Source organism: Mucilaginibacter kameinonensis (assembly GCF_003675385.1).
GTDB lineage: Bacteria > Bacteroidota > Bacteroidia > Sphingobacteriales > Sphingobacteriaceae > Mucilaginibacter > Mucilaginibacter kameinonensis.
In genome coordinates this window covers 24,658-39,843 of sequence record NZ_RCWZ01000001.1, presented here as the reverse complement: position 1 = coordinate 39,843, position 15,186 = coordinate 24,658, and the positions used below count along the sequence as shown (strand labels likewise).

Sequence of the window (15,186 nt, the reverse complement as noted above, 5' to 3'; positions counted from 1 at the left end):
TAGTTGCCACTCGGCAGGAGCCGAGCGGCGTTTTTGAGCTGGCCTAATCTCTAATCACCAGCCTCTAATCTCTATAACCCCTTCACCACTCGCTTCAGCACCAGTAAATTTTGGCCATTTAAGCTGTAACCGCTGATGTTATTCTGATAAAGGTTCACCAGTTTATCGTAATATAACACCACAACCGGCGATTGCTCCATCATTAGGTTATCCATCTGGCGATAGATGGCGAAGCGCTTTTCATCGTCTTTTACCTGGTAGGTTTGTTCAAAAAGTTCGTCGAACTTTTTATTGTTAAAGCCGGTGTAGTTTGGGCCAAACGGGATCTTATTTTTAGAATAGAATACCGAAAGATAATTTTCGGCATCGGGATAGTCGGCTATCCATGAACCATAAAAAAAGTTGATGCCGTTTTTGGAAATCAGTTCACGCAGACTGGCCCCTTGAGTGATCTCTACGTTTGTTTTTATCCCTACACGTTCCAGCTGTCCTTGCACATACTCTATTAAACTACGATAGCCAATGGTGGTAGCCAGCGTAATTTCGGGCATGTTTTTACCATTAGGATAACCGGCATCACGAAGCAAACAGCGGGCTTTTTCCGGGTCATAAGTATAGCCTTTGACACCGGTGCCGTTAAAGCCTGGCATACCTTCGGGCACAAAGCCCTCATAGCCCGGTGTACCCATACTGTTACGCAGGTATTTGATCATTTTTTCGCGGTCGATGGCATAGTTAATAGCCTGCCTTATCTTCAAAAGCTTTAAAGGCGACTTTTTTACGATGGGCAAGGTTGTATCAACCAGCATACCAAGGTAAATGGTATTTAAATAAGGGGCAGTATTCAGGATGAACTTGCCCTTGTATTTTTGCGTGATTTTGCCCGATTTGGTAAGGATATCATCGCGGTAGCTGCCATCAATATCATTCAAAAAGTCGATATTCTTTTTTACAAATTCTAAAAAGGAGGTCTGTTTATCGGCAATAAAAGTGGAACGGATGGCATCGAGATAGGGGAGACGGTTGCCTCTGTTGTCTTTTTCCCAGTAATGTTCGTTTTTTAGAAATACCAGTACTTCGCCTTCTTTCCAGTATTTAAACCTGAAAGGGCCGGTGCCAACGGGGTGACTCCTAAAATCTTTACCATAAAATTCAACTACCTCTTTTGGCACCACCGAGCAATACTGCGCGGTGAGCAGACTTAAAAATGGCGCAAACGGCTGTTTAAGCCTGATCTGGAACGTGCTGTCGTTAGGCGCGAGGAAAGCGCTTTTATCTTTTACCTTATCGCTAAAGATCCATGACCCGGATGAGGCTACTTTCGGATCGATCAGTCTGCCAAAGCTGTAAGCAAAATCTGAGGCTACCGTTCTGCGCCCTTTGCCGCCCACGAAATGCGGATCGTCGTGAAAATAAACATCATTGCGCAGGTGGAAGGTGTAAAGCAAACCATCGGCAGATGTTTCCCAGCTTTTAGCTATGCAGGGGATGGTTTTTAAACTATCATCAATTTGTACCAGGCCGTTATAAAGCTGATTATCCATCCAGATGGTATAATGGTTACGGCAAAAAGCCGGATCAAGCGAGGTTAGGCCTTCTTCAAGGTTAATATTAAAAACCGTTTTATGCTGATTGGAAGAAGTATCGGTATGGCAGGAGCAAAGCTGAATAGCAAACAATAGAAAGAGGTAAGTGATCAGCTTATTCATTCAGGCTAATATATCAATTATCGGTGAGCGTTATGAATGGAGGGCTGATTATTACTTAAGAATGAAATATGAGAGATCCCGTTGTTTTTCGATTAGCTTGCTTTGTTATATTTGATAAAATATTACCTGAATCTGAATGGTCACAAAAGAAGATCTGCAGCATAAATACCGGCAGTTTACAACCGAGAGGTTATTGGAAATAATTGATAACCCTGCCAACTACACTGAACTTGCGGTAGATGTTGCTATTGCTGAATTTAAAAGCAGAAATGTGTCCGAAGAAGAGATGACAGCCTATCATACTAAACAGATAAATAATAAGGTTTGGGCATTTAAAACTTATATAGAGAGAAATATCAACATTGAGCTCAATTTTTTTCAGAAGCTCTTTTTTTTCTTCTTTTTCCTTCCTCCGCTTAACTTGTCAATCAAATTAGGATACAGAAAGGAAGAATTCAGGCTTAAACTAAGGCAATCAAATTATTATTCATTGATAGGCTTTGTATCATTAATGCTTGTAGTTGTGGTGGTTGTAAATTTTAATCTGGATATTTCCGATGCTACTACATTAGGTATCTGGATGATATTTTTTATTCCTGCATATCTGCTCGATGGCTTCTTTAACAGAAAGGCAAGAGTTAAAAAAACAAAAAAGATTTTGTGGGAAAATGGGTTCGAATTAGAGGATGTAGAGTAGGGGTGAGTTAATTGCCAATACTTATAAGTAACAGCTCAGTTGCCCGGAGCAGAAGACTTCGAACAACTGAGCTTAATTTCTTTTACGCATCAATTCCAGTCAATCCCTTATAGAAGTTTTTGGCATATCCGGCTATCAAAGTATCGCAGTCGTTGCCGTTAATGATGCGGCGGGCGTTTATCCAGTCGGCATGGGTGTCATCAAAATATTTACCTAAGCCAACGCCGGTAAACATACCTTTGGTCATGCCGTCAATCATGATCTTTGCGGCTATATCTGGTTGTAAGGCCAGTTCGGGATGGTTAAGCAGATCGACGTTTAGATGTTTGCCAATGGCGTCGTAGTTTTCGTACCAGGTCAGCTGTACAAAGCCGCGACCGTAATACAACTGATCGGGCGTGGTATAAGGTACCCGGTGACCGGGACCGGACTCCATTTTAAATTTTTCGCCATAAGGATGGCCTTTGCCCTTGCCGTTTTCATTTACCGGTTGCATGGTACCGGCGCATTCATGGTAAACAGTGCCCAGCATATAGGCTACCTTACGCTGATCTGTCATGCCAGCATTTGCGGCAGCGCTCAAAATGGTTTCAATGCCATCAACCTGGCTTTGTGAAAGGTGACCTTTAAATACAGTGTCACGAATGGTGTCATAAAATTCTTTTGTTCCTGGCATAGCCTTAAAATTTAGGTTTTAGAAATATATAAAATACTGTAAACGAACGTTTCAGATTAAATAGGTGTGAAGAACTGAATAAAGGTAGATATTCGTGTTTGGAATATCAAAGTTGATTTTCAAAGACTTGCGAGGGATTCGCGTTCGTGTTTACAGGCGAAATATACCTGTCGGGGGAATTATAGAGCACCCGCTTTTAAACGGGTGCTTTGAGTTTTAGAACCGGTCTTTTAAAAACTTACCAGTATAGCTTTCTTTTTGTTTTACAAGGTCTTCGGGAACGCCTTCAAATACAACTTTACCGCCACGGTCGCCGCCTTCGGGGCCGATATCTATTACCCAGTCGGCACATTTGATCACATCCATATTGTGTTCAATAACAATAATGGTATTGCCATGATCAAGCAGGGCGTCAAATGATTTCAGCAGCTTTTTAATATCAGCAAAGTGAAGGCCGGTGGTAGGCTCGTCAAAAATAAACAGCGTTTTGTTGGTGTTGTTGCCCTTCACCAGGAATGATGCCAGCTTAATACGCTGCGCTTCACCGCCTGATAGGGTATTTGAGGATTGGCCTAACTGAACATAACCCAAACCAACATCAACCAGTGGTTTTATTTTAGCTATGATCTTTGGCTCTTTGGCAAAAAACTCAACGGCCTCATCAATGGTCATATTCAGGATGTCCGATACGTTTTTTTCTTTGTATTGGATATCTAATATATGTTGTTTAAAACGATGGCCACCGCAGGTTTCGCAGGTTAAGAAGATATCTGCCATAAATTGCATCTCTATCTTAACCTCGCCTTCGCCCTGGCAAACATCACACCGGCCGCCCTCAACATTAAATGAAAACGCCGAAGGTTTTAAGCCTGCTGCTTTAGCGGCTGGTTGGGCAGCATATAGGTTACGGATCTCATCCCAGGCTTTTACGTAAGTAACCGGGTTGGAACGCGACGACCGACCGATAGGGTTTTGGTCAACCAGTTCAACCTGTTCAATTTTGCCGTAGTCGCCGTCAATTGCATCGTATGAGCCTGTTTGCTCACCTGAGTAATTGCCCAAAGCTTTTTGAACGGCAGGCGCGAGAATGCGTTTCACCAAACTGGTTTTGCCCGAACCTGATACCCCGGTAACAACCGTAAGTACACCTAATGGGAACTTAGCATTTACATGTTGAAGGTTGTTTTCGCGCGCGCCTTTTATTTCAATAAAATCATGCCATTTACGACGACTTGCCGGGATTGCTATTTCTTCGCGGCCGCTCAGATATTTGCCGGTTAAACTTTTGTCGTCCTTTATTATTTCATCATAGGTTCCGGTAAATACCAGCTCGCCGCCATGTGTACCGGCTTCCGGGCCAATATCTATGATATGGTCGGCAGCTTTCATAATTTCTTCTTCATGCTCCACAACCAGTACGGTATTGCCAACATCGCGGAGAGATTTTAACACGGTAATTAACCGCTGAGTATCGCGCGGGTGCAGACCAATACTTGGTTCATCTAACACATAAACCGAACCCACAAGGCTGCTGCCTAATGACGTGGCCAGGTTGATACGCTGAGATTCACCTCCTGATAAGGTATTTGATAAACGGTTAAGCGTTAGATAACTTAAGCCTACATCATTTAAAAAGCCAAGTCGATTGGTGATCTCCATCAGCAGGCGTTTACCGATTTTGGCATCGGTTTCGTTCAGTTCAAGAGATTTGAAAAATTCAAACGCTTTATCCAATGGCATTAATACCACATCGGTGATCGACTTTTCGCTGATCTTCACATAAGAAGCATCTATCCGTAAACGACTGCCCTTACACTCCGGGCAAGTAGTTTTGCCCCTGTATCGCGATAGCAAAACACGGTACTGGATCTTATACGTTTGCTCCTCCATCTCCTTGAAAAACTCATCAAGGCCACGGAAAAATTTATTGCCCGTCCATAACAGGCGCTGTTCTTTTTCGGTTAGCTGGTTATATTGACGATGGATAGGGAAATCGAATTTTAGTGCATGCCTTACCAGGGCATCATTCCATTCGCGCATTTTTTCGCCTCGCCACGGAGCGATAGCACCCTCATAAATAGATTTGCTTTTATCGGGGATAACCAGATCTTCATCAATACCAATCACCTTACCATATCCTTCGCACTTTTTACAAGCACCGTAAGGATTGTTAAAGCTGAAGAAGTTTGGCGTAGGTTCTTCAAACTTAAGCCCGTCCAGTTCAAAGCGATCGCAGAAGAAACGTTCGTGCTCTGTTTCGCCATCAGGCTCCTGGAAACGGACAAAGCAATCACCTTTGCCTTCAAAAAAAGCAGTCTGTATCGAATCGCCTAAGCGGCTAACGGTTTCATCCTCTTCGTTTTTGGTAACGCGGTCAACAACTATACGTACAGCGGTCTGCTGATCGGCTTCAACAGTTTCCGCTGCAGCTTTTTTTGCTTTCGTTTTTTTGATCTCGACTACCGGTTCGGCTGCCATTAAAGGAACGTTTTCTACTGTTTCGTCCTCTAATAAAGACTCGATGCGCGAAAGTTTGCCATTGTATTCCACACGTACAAAGCCTTTTTGCATTAAAACGGCCAGCTCTTCTTTAAGGCTTCTGTTGTTATGGGGGTGTAGTGGAGCCAGAATGGTTACCTGGGTTTCATTGGGCAATGACAGCACAAAGTTTACCACATCGGTAACCGAATCTTTTTTTACGATGTTGCCGGATATAGGCGATATGGTCTTACCAATACGCGAGAACAGCAGTTTCAGGTAATCATAAATTTCGGTTGATGTACCAACTGTCGAGCGCGGATTTGAGGTAATTACCTTTTGCTCAATAGCTATTGCAGGTGCAATACCTTTAATGTAGTCGACATCGGGTTTGTTCATACGGCCCAAAAACTGGCGGGCGTATGATGAAAGGCTTTCCACGTAACGGCGTTGACCTTCGGCATACAAAGTATCGAAAGCGAGCGATGATTTGCCCGAGCCCGACATGCCGGTAACTACCACCAGTTTGTTTTTGGGGATAGCCACATCAAGGTTTTTAAGGTTATGCACCCTTGCGCCTTTTATGATAATATGTTTTTGCGGATCTTTTTCTGCTTCTTTACTCATTATGTTGCATTAGTGCATAGTTCATAGTTGGTAGATCATAGCCTGTTTTGTGTGGTTTACAACAAATAAAATACCATGAACTATGATCTGTTATCCATGAACTTTTTGCGAATGCAAAAATCCTAAAATATTTAGCAGAATCCAAATGAGTTTTACTTGTTTATTGGATTAAACTACGTGAAATATTGGAGTTTACAGTTTGTTGACTTTTTAAAGTTTAATGTTGTTTTAACAACTACTTTTTAAAAAATTTATTTTGGTGAATGATTAAACCTTCGGTATTAAAAGTCAGTCTAAAGGAAGCTAACCAAATAAATGATTGTTTAATGAGTGGTTTTGCCGATTAAATAGTAAAGTTGAGCTTTAAAAAAAAATTTTATTTGTTTTTTTGTCAATAATTTATTTTATTTGAGGAAACAAATCTTTAACCCCTAAGGAGCAAGCTATAGAATACACTTTACTTTAAAAGGTTTTAACTAAAAATTAAGTTTAAGTAGTACTTTCTATGGATTTTCAATTGAAAAGTGATCAGGATCTAATCCATCTATACGTAGCCGGCGACGAAGCAGGCTTAGTAGAATTGATAAGGCGTTACCAATCAAAAATATACACTTCTATTTACCTGCTGGTAAAAGACGAATACCTTGCTGAAGATATTTTTCAGGATGCTTTTATTAAAGTGATCAATACACTTAAAGCCGGCAAATATAACGAGGAGGGTAAATTTTTACCTTGGGTAACCCGTATAGCGCATAATCTGGTAATTGACCATTTCCGAAGGGAAAAACGTGCGCCAATGATCAGTAATGGCGATGATTTTGACATTTTTGAAGTGCTTGGTAACTACGACGAAAGTACCGAGGATAAAATGGTCAGGGATCAAACCCATAAAGATCTTAAAGCGCTGATCCAGTTGCTTCCGTCCGAGCAGAAGGAAGTATTGATCATGCGTCACTTTGGCGATATGAGCTTTAAAGAGATTGCTGATATTACTGAGGTTAGTATCAATACCGCGCTTGGCCGTATGCGTTATGCGCTCAATAATCTCCGCAAAATGATGCAGAGCAAAGAGCTTAGCCTTAAAAATTAAGGTTAACTAAACCTACATAGAAGGTTAGAATATTATTGTTTAGGTTAAATTGAACAATAATATCCTAACCTTATTTTTTACCCTAAATTTTGATAAGTTTTCATTAACTGTTGATATAAAGTCGCTTACTGTCGCAAAAGCGTGATCCCAGTCTCTCAGGCCTGAATTTCTCGAAATAAAAATTTCATTTAATTTTCATTTAACAAAATATTATCTTTAAGCCACCGTTATAAACCATATAAAAATTATAGTAAAATAAGCTTATGGATGAAACCTTTACAAAAACGTTGAATGCATTAGCTAACGAAGCTGAAATGAACAGGAATGTACAAGAAAATCTGGATGCCGACGAAGTGATTTTTTACAATTCAATTCGTGCTGATTTGGACCTGCTGATCAGGAAACCCAAAGTGCAAACCATACACCAGATCCTGGACTATTCGAAGAGCTTACGTTAGTAGTTATTGCGGATTCCCCCCACTGGTTCATAGATCATGATTGTTGAAAAGGTTGCCGATGCGAATCGAAAAACCGAAACCCAATAAGTGATTTATGAACCTTTCTATTTTAAAGGCAGCCTATAGTTGATAGATCATAGTTCATGGTTTTTTATTGCGTTAATATCTATACTTTTGGAAATGGATTATGATTGCAGTAAGCATGAAGTGTTTTTGCTATGATCCATGAACTATCAACCATGAACTAAAAAATGCTAAAAGCCGAACGCTACCGCCATTTTGTTGAATATTTTTCTAAAAATCAGCCTAATCCCGTTACTGAGCTGCATTATAACAACCCGTTTCAGTTGCTGGTAGCCGTAATCCTTTCTGCTCAATGTACCGATAAACGTATTAACCAAGTAACCCCCGCATTATTTGAGCGTTTTCCTACGGCACAAGACCTGGCCGCGGCAACATCCGACGAGGTTTTTTCTTATATCCGTTCTGTAAGTTATCCTAATAATAAGGCCAAACACCTGGTAGGGATGGGTAAAATGTTGATAGATGTTTTTAACGGCGAAGTACCATCAGGGATAGAAAACCTGCAGAAATTACCCGGTGTAGGTCGTAAAACGGCAAACGTAATTGCTTCAGTTATTTTTGAAGAGCCGGCCATGGCTGTTGATACCCATGTGTTCAGGGTAGCTAACCGCATCGGTTTAACCAATAATGCGCGTACGCCGCTGGCGGTTGAAAAGCAGTTGGTTCAAAATATCCCGAAAGAATACATAGCCGTAGCACATCACTGGCTGATATTGCATGGCCGGTACATTTGTCTGGCGCGCAGCCCCAAATGTGATGTTTGTCCGCTAACATGGTTTTGCCGGTACTATGAACGTAACAATACTGAAGCCGCGCTGCAAAGGGCAGAAGCCGCCAAGGTTAAAAAGGCTAAGGAAGCAAAAAAGAAAAAGGCACTTAATACTATAAGTAAGGAACTGAAGAAGAGGAGTGTGGAGAATTAGTTGATTAAGTGAATGGTTGACTTGGTGAGTAGTTATTATATTTACTTAATTAATGTAACCTAATCAACCACTCACCCAATCAACTACGCACATAAAATAATAAATTACTAAAAAAATTAGTAATTGTAAAAAATGTAATTATATTTGCTGAAGAAAATAATACGATGGCTACTACAGATAAAAATAGCGATAAATTAAAGGCATTACAGCTTACGTTAGATAAGCTGGAAAAATCATACGGTAAAGGCACCATCATGAAACTGGGCGAATCCGTAGTTGAACAAACCGAGGTGATATCAACCGGCTCTTTGGGGCTTGATATAGCTTTGGGTGTTAACGGCTTGCCTAAAGGAAGGATCATCGAGATCTACGGTCCGGAATCATCAGGTAAAACAACTTTGGCTATTCATGCCATTGCTGAAAGCCAAAAAAACGGTGGTATTGCTGCCTTTATTGATGCTGAGCATGCTTTTGATCGTTTTTACGCTAAAAAGTTAGGTGTAGATGTTGAAAACCTGTTGATCTCTCAGCCCGACAATGGTGAGCAGGCGCTGGAAATTGCCGACAACCTGATCCGCTCGGGGGCTATTGATATATTAGTTATTGACTCTGTTGCCGCATTGGTTCCTAAGGCTGAGATTGAAGGCGAGATGGGCGATTCAAAAATGGGTTTACATGCGCGTTTGATGTCACAGGCTTTGCGTAAGTTAACCGGTACCATCAGCAAAACCGGATGCTGCTGTATCTTCATCAACCAGTTGCGTGATAAGATCGGTGTTATGTTTGGTAACCCTGAAACTACAACTGGTGGTAACGCCTTGAAATTTTACGCTTCGGTACGTTTGGATGTACGCCGTATTTCACAAATTAAAGATACCGACGAGGTTTCAGGTAACCGTGTAAAAGTGAAGATCGTTAAAAATAAAGTTGCACCTCCATTCCGTATAGCCGAGTTTGATATCCTGTTTGGTGAAGGTATTTCAAAAGCAGGCGAAATCATTGACCTGGGTGTTGAATACAACATTATCAAAAAAGCAGGTTCATGGTTCAGCTATGGCGAAACCCGCTTAGGCCAGGGCCGTGATGCTGTTAAACAATTGATCCTTGATAACCCCGAACTGATGGAAGAATTGGAAAGCAAGATCAAGGAAACCGTAACCGGCGAAAGCATGGAAGAAGTATAACCTCGATCGAGTATAATATTTTATAAGTGATTTAAATCTATCTATGAGACGAGCCTCCCGAAAGGGGGGCTTTTGTTTTTTTAATTATAAATACGATAACTGCCGCGGGTTTAGCGCAGCGCAACCCGTGGCAGACATGCAGTTTTCCAATTTTCCGCAAAAAGAATATCTTTATCACCGCATAAATCGGGAGATAAGAAATTATGGGATCATCAAAAGAGATTGTTACGAACACGTTTGCCGCAGGAGGAATAACCATGAATGGTTCCAATCCCTGGGATGTACAGGTACACAATCCTAAATTGTATGATCGTCTGCTGGCCGGTGGTTCATTGGGCTTTGGTGAAGCCTACATGGAAGGCTGGTGGGACTGCGAAGCCTTGGATGAATTCTTTTTCCGTGTGCAATATCACCGGGTTGATAAAGCCATTCCCCGCGATTTAAATACACTTAAATATTTTCTTAAAGCGAAGTTTAGCAACCAGCAAACTAAATCAAAAGCTAAAGAGGTTGCTTACAAGCATTATGATATCGGGAACGATCTGTTTGAGCAGATGCTTGATAAACGGATGATGTACTCTTGTGCTTATTGGGAAAATGCTGAAACTTTAGATGAAGCCCAGGAGGCCAAGCTTGATCTGATCTGCCGTAAATTAAAACTGGAACCCGGCATGCGCATGCTGGAGATTGGCTGCGGTTGGGGTGGTTTTGCCAAATTTGCGGCTGAGAAATATGGCGTGTCTGTTGTTGGTTTAACCATTTCTAAAGAACAAGCGATACTTGCACGCGAAATAAACAAAGGCTTGCCGGTGGAGATCAGGCTGGATGACTACAGGGATGTAAATGAAAAGTTCGACAGGGTGGCGTCCATTGCTATGCTGGAAGCTGTGGGTTATCGTAATTACCGAACCTACATGGAAACCGTTGCCAGAAACTTAACCGATGATGGTATTTTTCTGCTGCATACCATCGGCGGCAACTATTCTACCAAAGTTACGGATCCCTGGATTGATAAATATATCTTCCCTAATGGTATGTTGCCGTCTGCCGCGCAGCTTTCAACAGCATGGCAGGGCTTATTTGTTCTTGAAGACTGGCATAACTTCGGTGTGTACTATGACCGCACCTGCATGGAGTGGCTCAAGAATTTTGAACAAAGCTGGCCTAACCTGAGCGCCAAATACGGCGATACATTTTACCGTATGTGGCGTTACTACCTTAGTGCCAGTGCCGCATCGTTCCGTTCAAGAAAAAATCATTTGTGGCATATTGTATTAACAAAGCCTAAACATTTGGGCCTCTATAAATCAATAAGATAAGCAGTTTTTTATGTCGATTTATAAAAAACGTAAAAATACGTAATCAATAAACGTGTTTTTACTTACTTGGAAATCAAGTATTTGGATTTACTTTAGTTTATTTCAGTAAAATCCTAAATACTTGCCTTATGCTGCCATCATCTTTAAAGCGACCTGCCCGTTTTTATCGGAACGGTGTATCCGCCCTGCTGCTTTCGTTAGTATTAAGCAGTTGCTATACCGCCCGCGTCGAAACCAAAGCGCAGGCCGGTTCTGAGGTATCCCATCAAAATGTCAACTTCTTTTTTTGGGGAGCTATCCAAAGCCCCAAGCGGATAGTTACACCTATATGTGATTCTCTTGGGAGTAACGGTATGGCCGAAGTTACAGTGAAAAACAACTTTGGTTATTCATTGCTCACCGTTGTGACCCTGGGGATCTGGAGCCCGGCAAGAGTGGAGTGGAAGTGTGGTAAACCCTGTGCCAAGGAAGGCACTATAAAATAGGCGGCTATGAAAGTTATCAAAACAGGAGTTAGCAGCTGGGAAAATCGCCACGAAACTTTTATTGAACAGATAAAAGATCTGTACGAATTAGGTAACGAAGACAACCTCGACGCGCTTGATAGTTATAACGATGCTACCAAAGGGCTGCAAAAGCTGATTCAGGAAGCTATTGAAACCGATACTCCATTACGCTCGTTAGGCGCGGGTTGGTCCTGGACAAAGATCGCCACAGTTAAAGACGGCGTTATGCTGGATACCAAACCGCTTAATACAAGGTTTACGGTAGCAGAAACAGCGGTTAACCCGGCTTATGCAGGTAATAAAGATCAATTACTTTTTGCCCAGAGCGGCAACGGTATTTGGGAACTTGGCGCGTTTCTGAAAAACAGGGGGTTGTCGCTCAAAACTTCCGGTGCCAGTAACGGGCAAACGATAGCCGGGGCAATGGGGACGGGGACTCACGGCTCGGCCTTTGACTTTGGCGCAGTGCCGGATTTTGTGGTAGGCTTACATATTGTAGTAAGTCCGGATAGGCACATTTGGTTGGAAAGAGCTTCGGCTCCCGTAGTTGCGCAACGCTTTGTTGATCTGCTGCAAACTGAACTTGTGCAGGATGATGAACTTTTTAATGCTGCAGTGGTAAGTTTCGGCAGCTTCGGCATTATTCACGGGGTATTGATGGAAACAGAGCCTTTGTTTTTGTTGGAAACCTATGTACAGCGATTGCCCTATAATGCAGAGTTGCAGGGTATGATGGAAACACTGGATTTTAGCAATACCAGTAAGCTGCCATGTGGCAACGAACGTCCGTTTCATTTTTCGGTACTGCTTAACCCTTATGATCTGGATAAGGGAGCTTTTGTAACCACCATGTATAAGCGGGCATATCGTACTAACTACCAGCCACCGGTTGATAACGCAGCAGGGATTGGTCCAGGAGATGATGCAGCCAGTTTTATAGGCACTATTACTGATGCCATACCTGCGCTGATTCCTGTAGTAGTAACCAAGGTGCTAAACACCAGCATGACAACTAATACTGACCCTCACTTTGGTACATTGGGCGAAATTTTTAGTAATACTACTCTAAGAGGCAAATTATTGAGTTCCGCAATCGGTTTTCCGGCCGAACTTTCGCCAAAGGTTGCCGATCTGATGCTGAAGATCAATAAAGATATTGGCCCTTTTAGTGGTGTGTTTTCATTCAGGTTTGTTAAGCAAACCAAAGCAACATTGGGTTTCACCCGGTTTGGGTATACCTGTATTATGGAGTTAGATGCGCCACTATCGGACAAAGCATACAACTTTTATACCCAGGTTTGGCTGATGCTCGAGCAAGAAAATATTCCATTTACTTTTCATTGGGGCAAAGCCAACGAGGTTACACCCGCACGTATTCAAAGGATGTACGGGGATGCCGCCGCCCGCTGGATCAACGCCCGGAAAACGCTGCTCAATGCCGATTGCCAAAAAGTTTTTACCAACCAAATTACGCAGGAATGGGGGCTCGCCTGACATATGTGCGCTTCTTAAAAGCTGTATTATGCTGCCTGCTGTTTTCATGTGGGCTGATAGTACGGGTACAGGCGCAAACCAGCGGGCAGATTATCGATGAGATCCGGGCTATAAACCTTAAAGTAACCAATTGGCCAAACAGCGGGGGGCAGGGGATGCTGATCTCTAACAAAGCCATGAATATTTTCCTGTCCAATAAAGTAAGTTCTTACCTCTCGGGTAATGAAGATCTTTCGCTTTATAAAAACTATGTGAACATTAACGCGGCCGAAGGGATGATCAGCATCAATCATAATATTCACCAGCCGGTAGATAGTGATGATTGGGTAAGATCTTTTGTAGTAGTAGGCGCGCGTGTAAATATCGCTAACGCTTATGCAGCTAAGCTTGTGAATAAGTATTACGATAACCAATTGGGCTTCGCTATTCAAAAAACGTGGATGGGGAAGCCGCGAACTTATTATGCCGCGAACGGCGATTTTAAAAAGCAAATGGATGCTGCCCGGGCTTTAATGGTAAACACGCTTGCCCAAAGCATTAATAAAAAAGCCGAAGCGTTTGAACAATCACTCAATGCTTTGAAACAGGATGAGGTACCGGGACAAAATCTGAATGAAGTAAAAAGCAAGCTCCGGAAAAATTTCTATGCTTCGCTCAGGGCAGATTACCTGCAGCAGTTTTCCGAACAGCAATCGGAACTAATGGTAAACACTGCCAATTTTAACCTCGTTGCCGATAATTGGACAACCTTAGGCATTTACATTCCTGTTATCCCGCAAAAGTTTATGATAAGCAGCGATGTTAATACACCTGTTGATAAACATTATAATTATCCGTTCGAGTTATTTATAAGCCATACCCGCTTTTGGGAAAGCCCCAAATTAGGTAGGATCTTTTTAACTTTTGCAGGCAAAGGTTTTGTGAATAATTCGGTGGCGGGCGGCTCGCTTTGGAATGCCTATGTGAACTGGCAACAGGGGCAGGACGGCATAAATACGGTTGTAATAAATAAAGGCGACCGGTATATTGGCCAGTATAAAAACTTTATAACACCAGTGGCCACGGGTAAGGTGGTATACATTCCATCAACCTCGCATGTGGGTGTCAGTTTTCGGATAGAAAAAAATTGGGGAACTTACAAGGCCCTTAACTCCATTATAGGTATCCCCATTGTTTTGATTGATAAAAAAGGCGTGCCGGCTATCAATTTTGAAGCGCAGCTTTTGCTTCAGGATATGAATAACTTTTTAAAAGATACCCATCTGCCATACAATAAAACTGCAATAGGTTTAACGGTAGGCATACCCTTTAGCAAAATAGTTTATTAAACAGGGTTGCTCATTTCTTCCAAAACCGCCCTTTTTAAGGCCATGATGTAGCCGGTATGCAAGCCATCGTGAAATGGCACAAAGCGGATAGCCTCTTCAATATTGCTTAACGTAACGCCATAGCGGGTAGTCATGGGTTGATAATTAGCAAAAATACCTGTATGATAATCTTCCTCAAATTTATCAATAGTTGAAATAAGCAGCTCTTTTACCTCGGCTATTTCATCTGCATTAACAAAATCCTGCGGTTTGGTTTCGGGGCGGTACGGGGTATAATATTTATCATCTACCACAATTGGTACACCCGCACGGGTATAGCAGATGCCTTGCTGGCCCGAAATCATATGCGCCAAGTTCCAGATCAGGTTGTTAATATATCCGGCCGGGATATGATTAAGTTGTTCGGGAGAAAGGTCTTTAACAACATTAAGCAGCGTCAGACGTGTTTTTTTGATAACCTCAAATTCTTGTTTCATGTTATATTAAGGTAGATTAAAGCTTTACAGCTATGCTAAATTATGAAGATTGTGGTATAATTTCGTCAAATTATCATATCACTGCTGCCTAACGTTTTATGGCTTATATCTTTTATCATACCTTTGCCCATTCATTT

Annotated in this window: 13 protein-coding genes; 9 read left to right on the top strand and 4 right to left on the bottom strand. The window is 42.0% G+C overall.

The genetic code is table 11. The annotated features are described in order from the left end of the window. Positions 1 to 71: 71 nt before the first annotated feature. Positions 72 to 1,709 (bottom strand): ABC transporter substrate-binding protein, encoded by a 1,638-nt coding sequence (locus tag EAH55_RS00170; RefSeq protein ID WP_121807993.1) that lies wholly within the window; start codon positions 1,707 to 1,709, stop codon positions 72 to 74. Positions 1,710 to 1,845: 136 nt separating this feature from the next. Between EAH55_RS00170 and EAH55_RS00165 the strand changes: the two genes are divergently transcribed. Next, a complete protein-coding gene (locus tag EAH55_RS00165; protein ID WP_121807992.1) occupies positions 1,846 to 2,406 on the top strand; it encodes a hypothetical protein in 561 nt (186 codons plus the stop codon). Positions 2,407 to 2,488: 82 nt separating this feature from the next. On the opposite strand, the gene EAH55_RS00160 is transcribed toward EAH55_RS00165, so the two are convergent. After that, positions 2,489 to 3,082: a glycoside hydrolase family 19 protein gene (locus tag EAH55_RS00160; protein WP_121807991.1), complete on the bottom strand. Its 594-nt coding sequence runs from the start codon at positions 3,080 to 3,082 to the stop codon at positions 2,489 to 2,491. Between the two features lie 216 nt (positions 3,083 to 3,298). Beyond that, a complete protein-coding gene (gene uvrA / locus EAH55_RS00155; protein WP_121807990.1) occupies positions 3,299 to 6,187 on the bottom strand; it encodes an excinuclease ABC subunit UvrA in 2,889 nt (962 codons plus the stop codon). A gap of 505 nt (positions 6,188 to 6,692) precedes the next feature. Here uvrA and EAH55_RS00150 point away from each other — a divergent pair. From EAH55_RS00150 to EAH55_RS00115, 8 genes are all read left to right on the top strand, one after another. Next, positions 6,693 to 7,277, top strand: coding sequence for an RNA polymerase sigma factor (locus EAH55_RS00150; protein WP_112575763.1), 585 nt, complete (start codon positions 6,693 to 6,695; stop codon positions 7,275 to 7,277). A gap of 263 nt (positions 7,278 to 7,540) precedes the next feature. Continuing rightward, the gene (locus tag EAH55_RS00145) at positions 7,541 to 7,735 is read left to right on the top strand and encodes a hypothetical protein (protein WP_091174692.1); all 195 of its coding nucleotides are present in this window, start codon (positions 7,541 to 7,543) and stop codon (positions 7,733 to 7,735) included. Between the two features lie 251 nt (positions 7,736 to 7,986). Continuing rightward, positions 7,987 to 8,742 carry an endonuclease III gene (gene nth / locus EAH55_RS00140; protein ID WP_121807989.1) on the top strand — a complete coding sequence of 252 codons (756 nt, stop codon included), beginning with the start codon at positions 7,987 to 7,989 and terminating at the stop codon, positions 8,740 to 8,742. Positions 8,743 to 8,906: 164 nt separating this feature from the next. Beyond that, positions 8,907 to 9,926, top strand: a complete 1,020-nt coding sequence (gene recA / locus EAH55_RS00135) for a recombinase RecA (RefSeq protein WP_112575765.1) — start codon at positions 8,907 to 8,909, stop codon at positions 9,924 to 9,926. A gap of 203 nt (positions 9,927 to 10,129) precedes the next feature. After that, positions 10,130 to 11,245: a cyclopropane fatty acyl phospholipid synthase gene (cfa, locus tag EAH55_RS00130; protein ID WP_121807988.1), complete on the top strand. Its 1,116-nt coding sequence runs from the start codon at positions 10,130 to 10,132 to the stop codon at positions 11,243 to 11,245. Positions 11,246 to 11,373: 128 nt separating this feature from the next. Further along, positions 11,374 to 11,730, top strand: coding sequence for a Bor/Iss family lipoprotein (locus EAH55_RS00125; RefSeq protein ID WP_121807987.1), 357 nt, complete (start codon positions 11,374 to 11,376; stop codon positions 11,728 to 11,730). A gap of 6 nt (positions 11,731 to 11,736) precedes the next feature. Beyond that, positions 11,737 to 13,245 carry an FAD-binding protein gene (locus tag EAH55_RS00120; RefSeq protein ID WP_121807986.1) on the top strand — a complete coding sequence of 503 codons (1,509 nt, stop codon included), beginning with the start codon at positions 11,737 to 11,739 and terminating at the stop codon, positions 13,243 to 13,245. Next, positions 13,230 to 14,573 carry a hypothetical protein gene (locus EAH55_RS00115; protein ID WP_121807985.1) on the top strand — a complete coding sequence of 448 codons (1,344 nt, stop codon included), beginning with the start codon at positions 13,230 to 13,232 and terminating at the stop codon, positions 14,571 to 14,573. Before EAH55_RS00120 ends, EAH55_RS00115 begins: the two co-directional genes overlap by 16 nt. Here EAH55_RS00115 and EAH55_RS00110 read toward each other — a convergent pair. Then, entirely contained in the window at positions 14,570 to 15,049 is a 480-nt protein-coding gene (locus EAH55_RS00110) for a DinB family protein (protein ID WP_121807984.1), read from the bottom strand. The genes EAH55_RS00115 and EAH55_RS00110 overlap by 4 nt on opposite strands. Positions 15,050 to 15,186: the final 137 nt, after the last annotated feature.

Bases quoted from the DNA above. Each gene is read 5' to 3' on its own strand.
- EAH55_RS00125 (WP_121807987.1), top strand. From the start codon at position 11,374: ATGCTGCCATCATCTTTAAAGCGACCTGCCCGTTTTTATCGGAACGGT.
- EAH55_RS00120 (WP_121807986.1), top strand. From the start codon at position 11,737: ATGAAAGTTATCAAAACAGGAGTTAGCAGCTGGGAAAATCGCCACGAA.
- EAH55_RS00145 (WP_091174692.1), top strand. From the start codon at position 7,541: ATGGATGAAACCTTTACAAAAACGTTGAATGCATTAGCTAACGAAGCT.
- cfa (WP_121807988.1), top strand. From the start codon at position 10,130: ATGGGATCATCAAAAGAGATTGTTACGAACACGTTTGCCGCAGGAGGA.
- nth (WP_121807989.1), top strand. From the start codon at position 7,987: ATGCTAAAAGCCGAACGCTACCGCCATTTTGTTGAATATTTTTCTAAA.
- EAH55_RS00170 (WP_121807993.1), bottom strand. From the start codon at position 1,709: ATGAATAAGCTGATCACTTACCTCTTTCTATTGTTTGCTATTCAGCTT.
- EAH55_RS00160 (WP_121807991.1), bottom strand. From the start codon at position 3,082: ATGCCAGGAACAAAAGAATTTTATGACACCATTCGTGACACTGTATTT.
- EAH55_RS00110 (WP_121807984.1), bottom strand. From the start codon at position 15,049: ATGAAACAAGAATTTGAGGTTATCAAAAAAACACGTCTGACGCTGCTT.
- EAH55_RS00165 (WP_121807992.1), top strand. From the start codon at position 1,846: ATGGTCACAAAAGAAGATCTGCAGCATAAATACCGGCAGTTTACAACC.
- uvrA (WP_121807990.1), bottom strand. From the start codon at position 6,187: ATGAGTAAAGAAGCAGAAAAAGATCCGCAAAAACATATTATCATAAAA.
- recA (WP_112575765.1), top strand. From the start codon at position 8,907: ATGGCTACTACAGATAAAAATAGCGATAAATTAAAGGCATTACAGCTT.
- EAH55_RS00150 (WP_112575763.1), top strand. From the start codon at position 6,693: ATGGATTTTCAATTGAAAAGTGATCAGGATCTAATCCATCTATACGTA.
- EAH55_RS00115 (WP_121807985.1), top strand. From the start codon at position 13,230: ATGGGGGCTCGCCTGACATATGTGCGCTTCTTAAAAGCTGTATTATGC.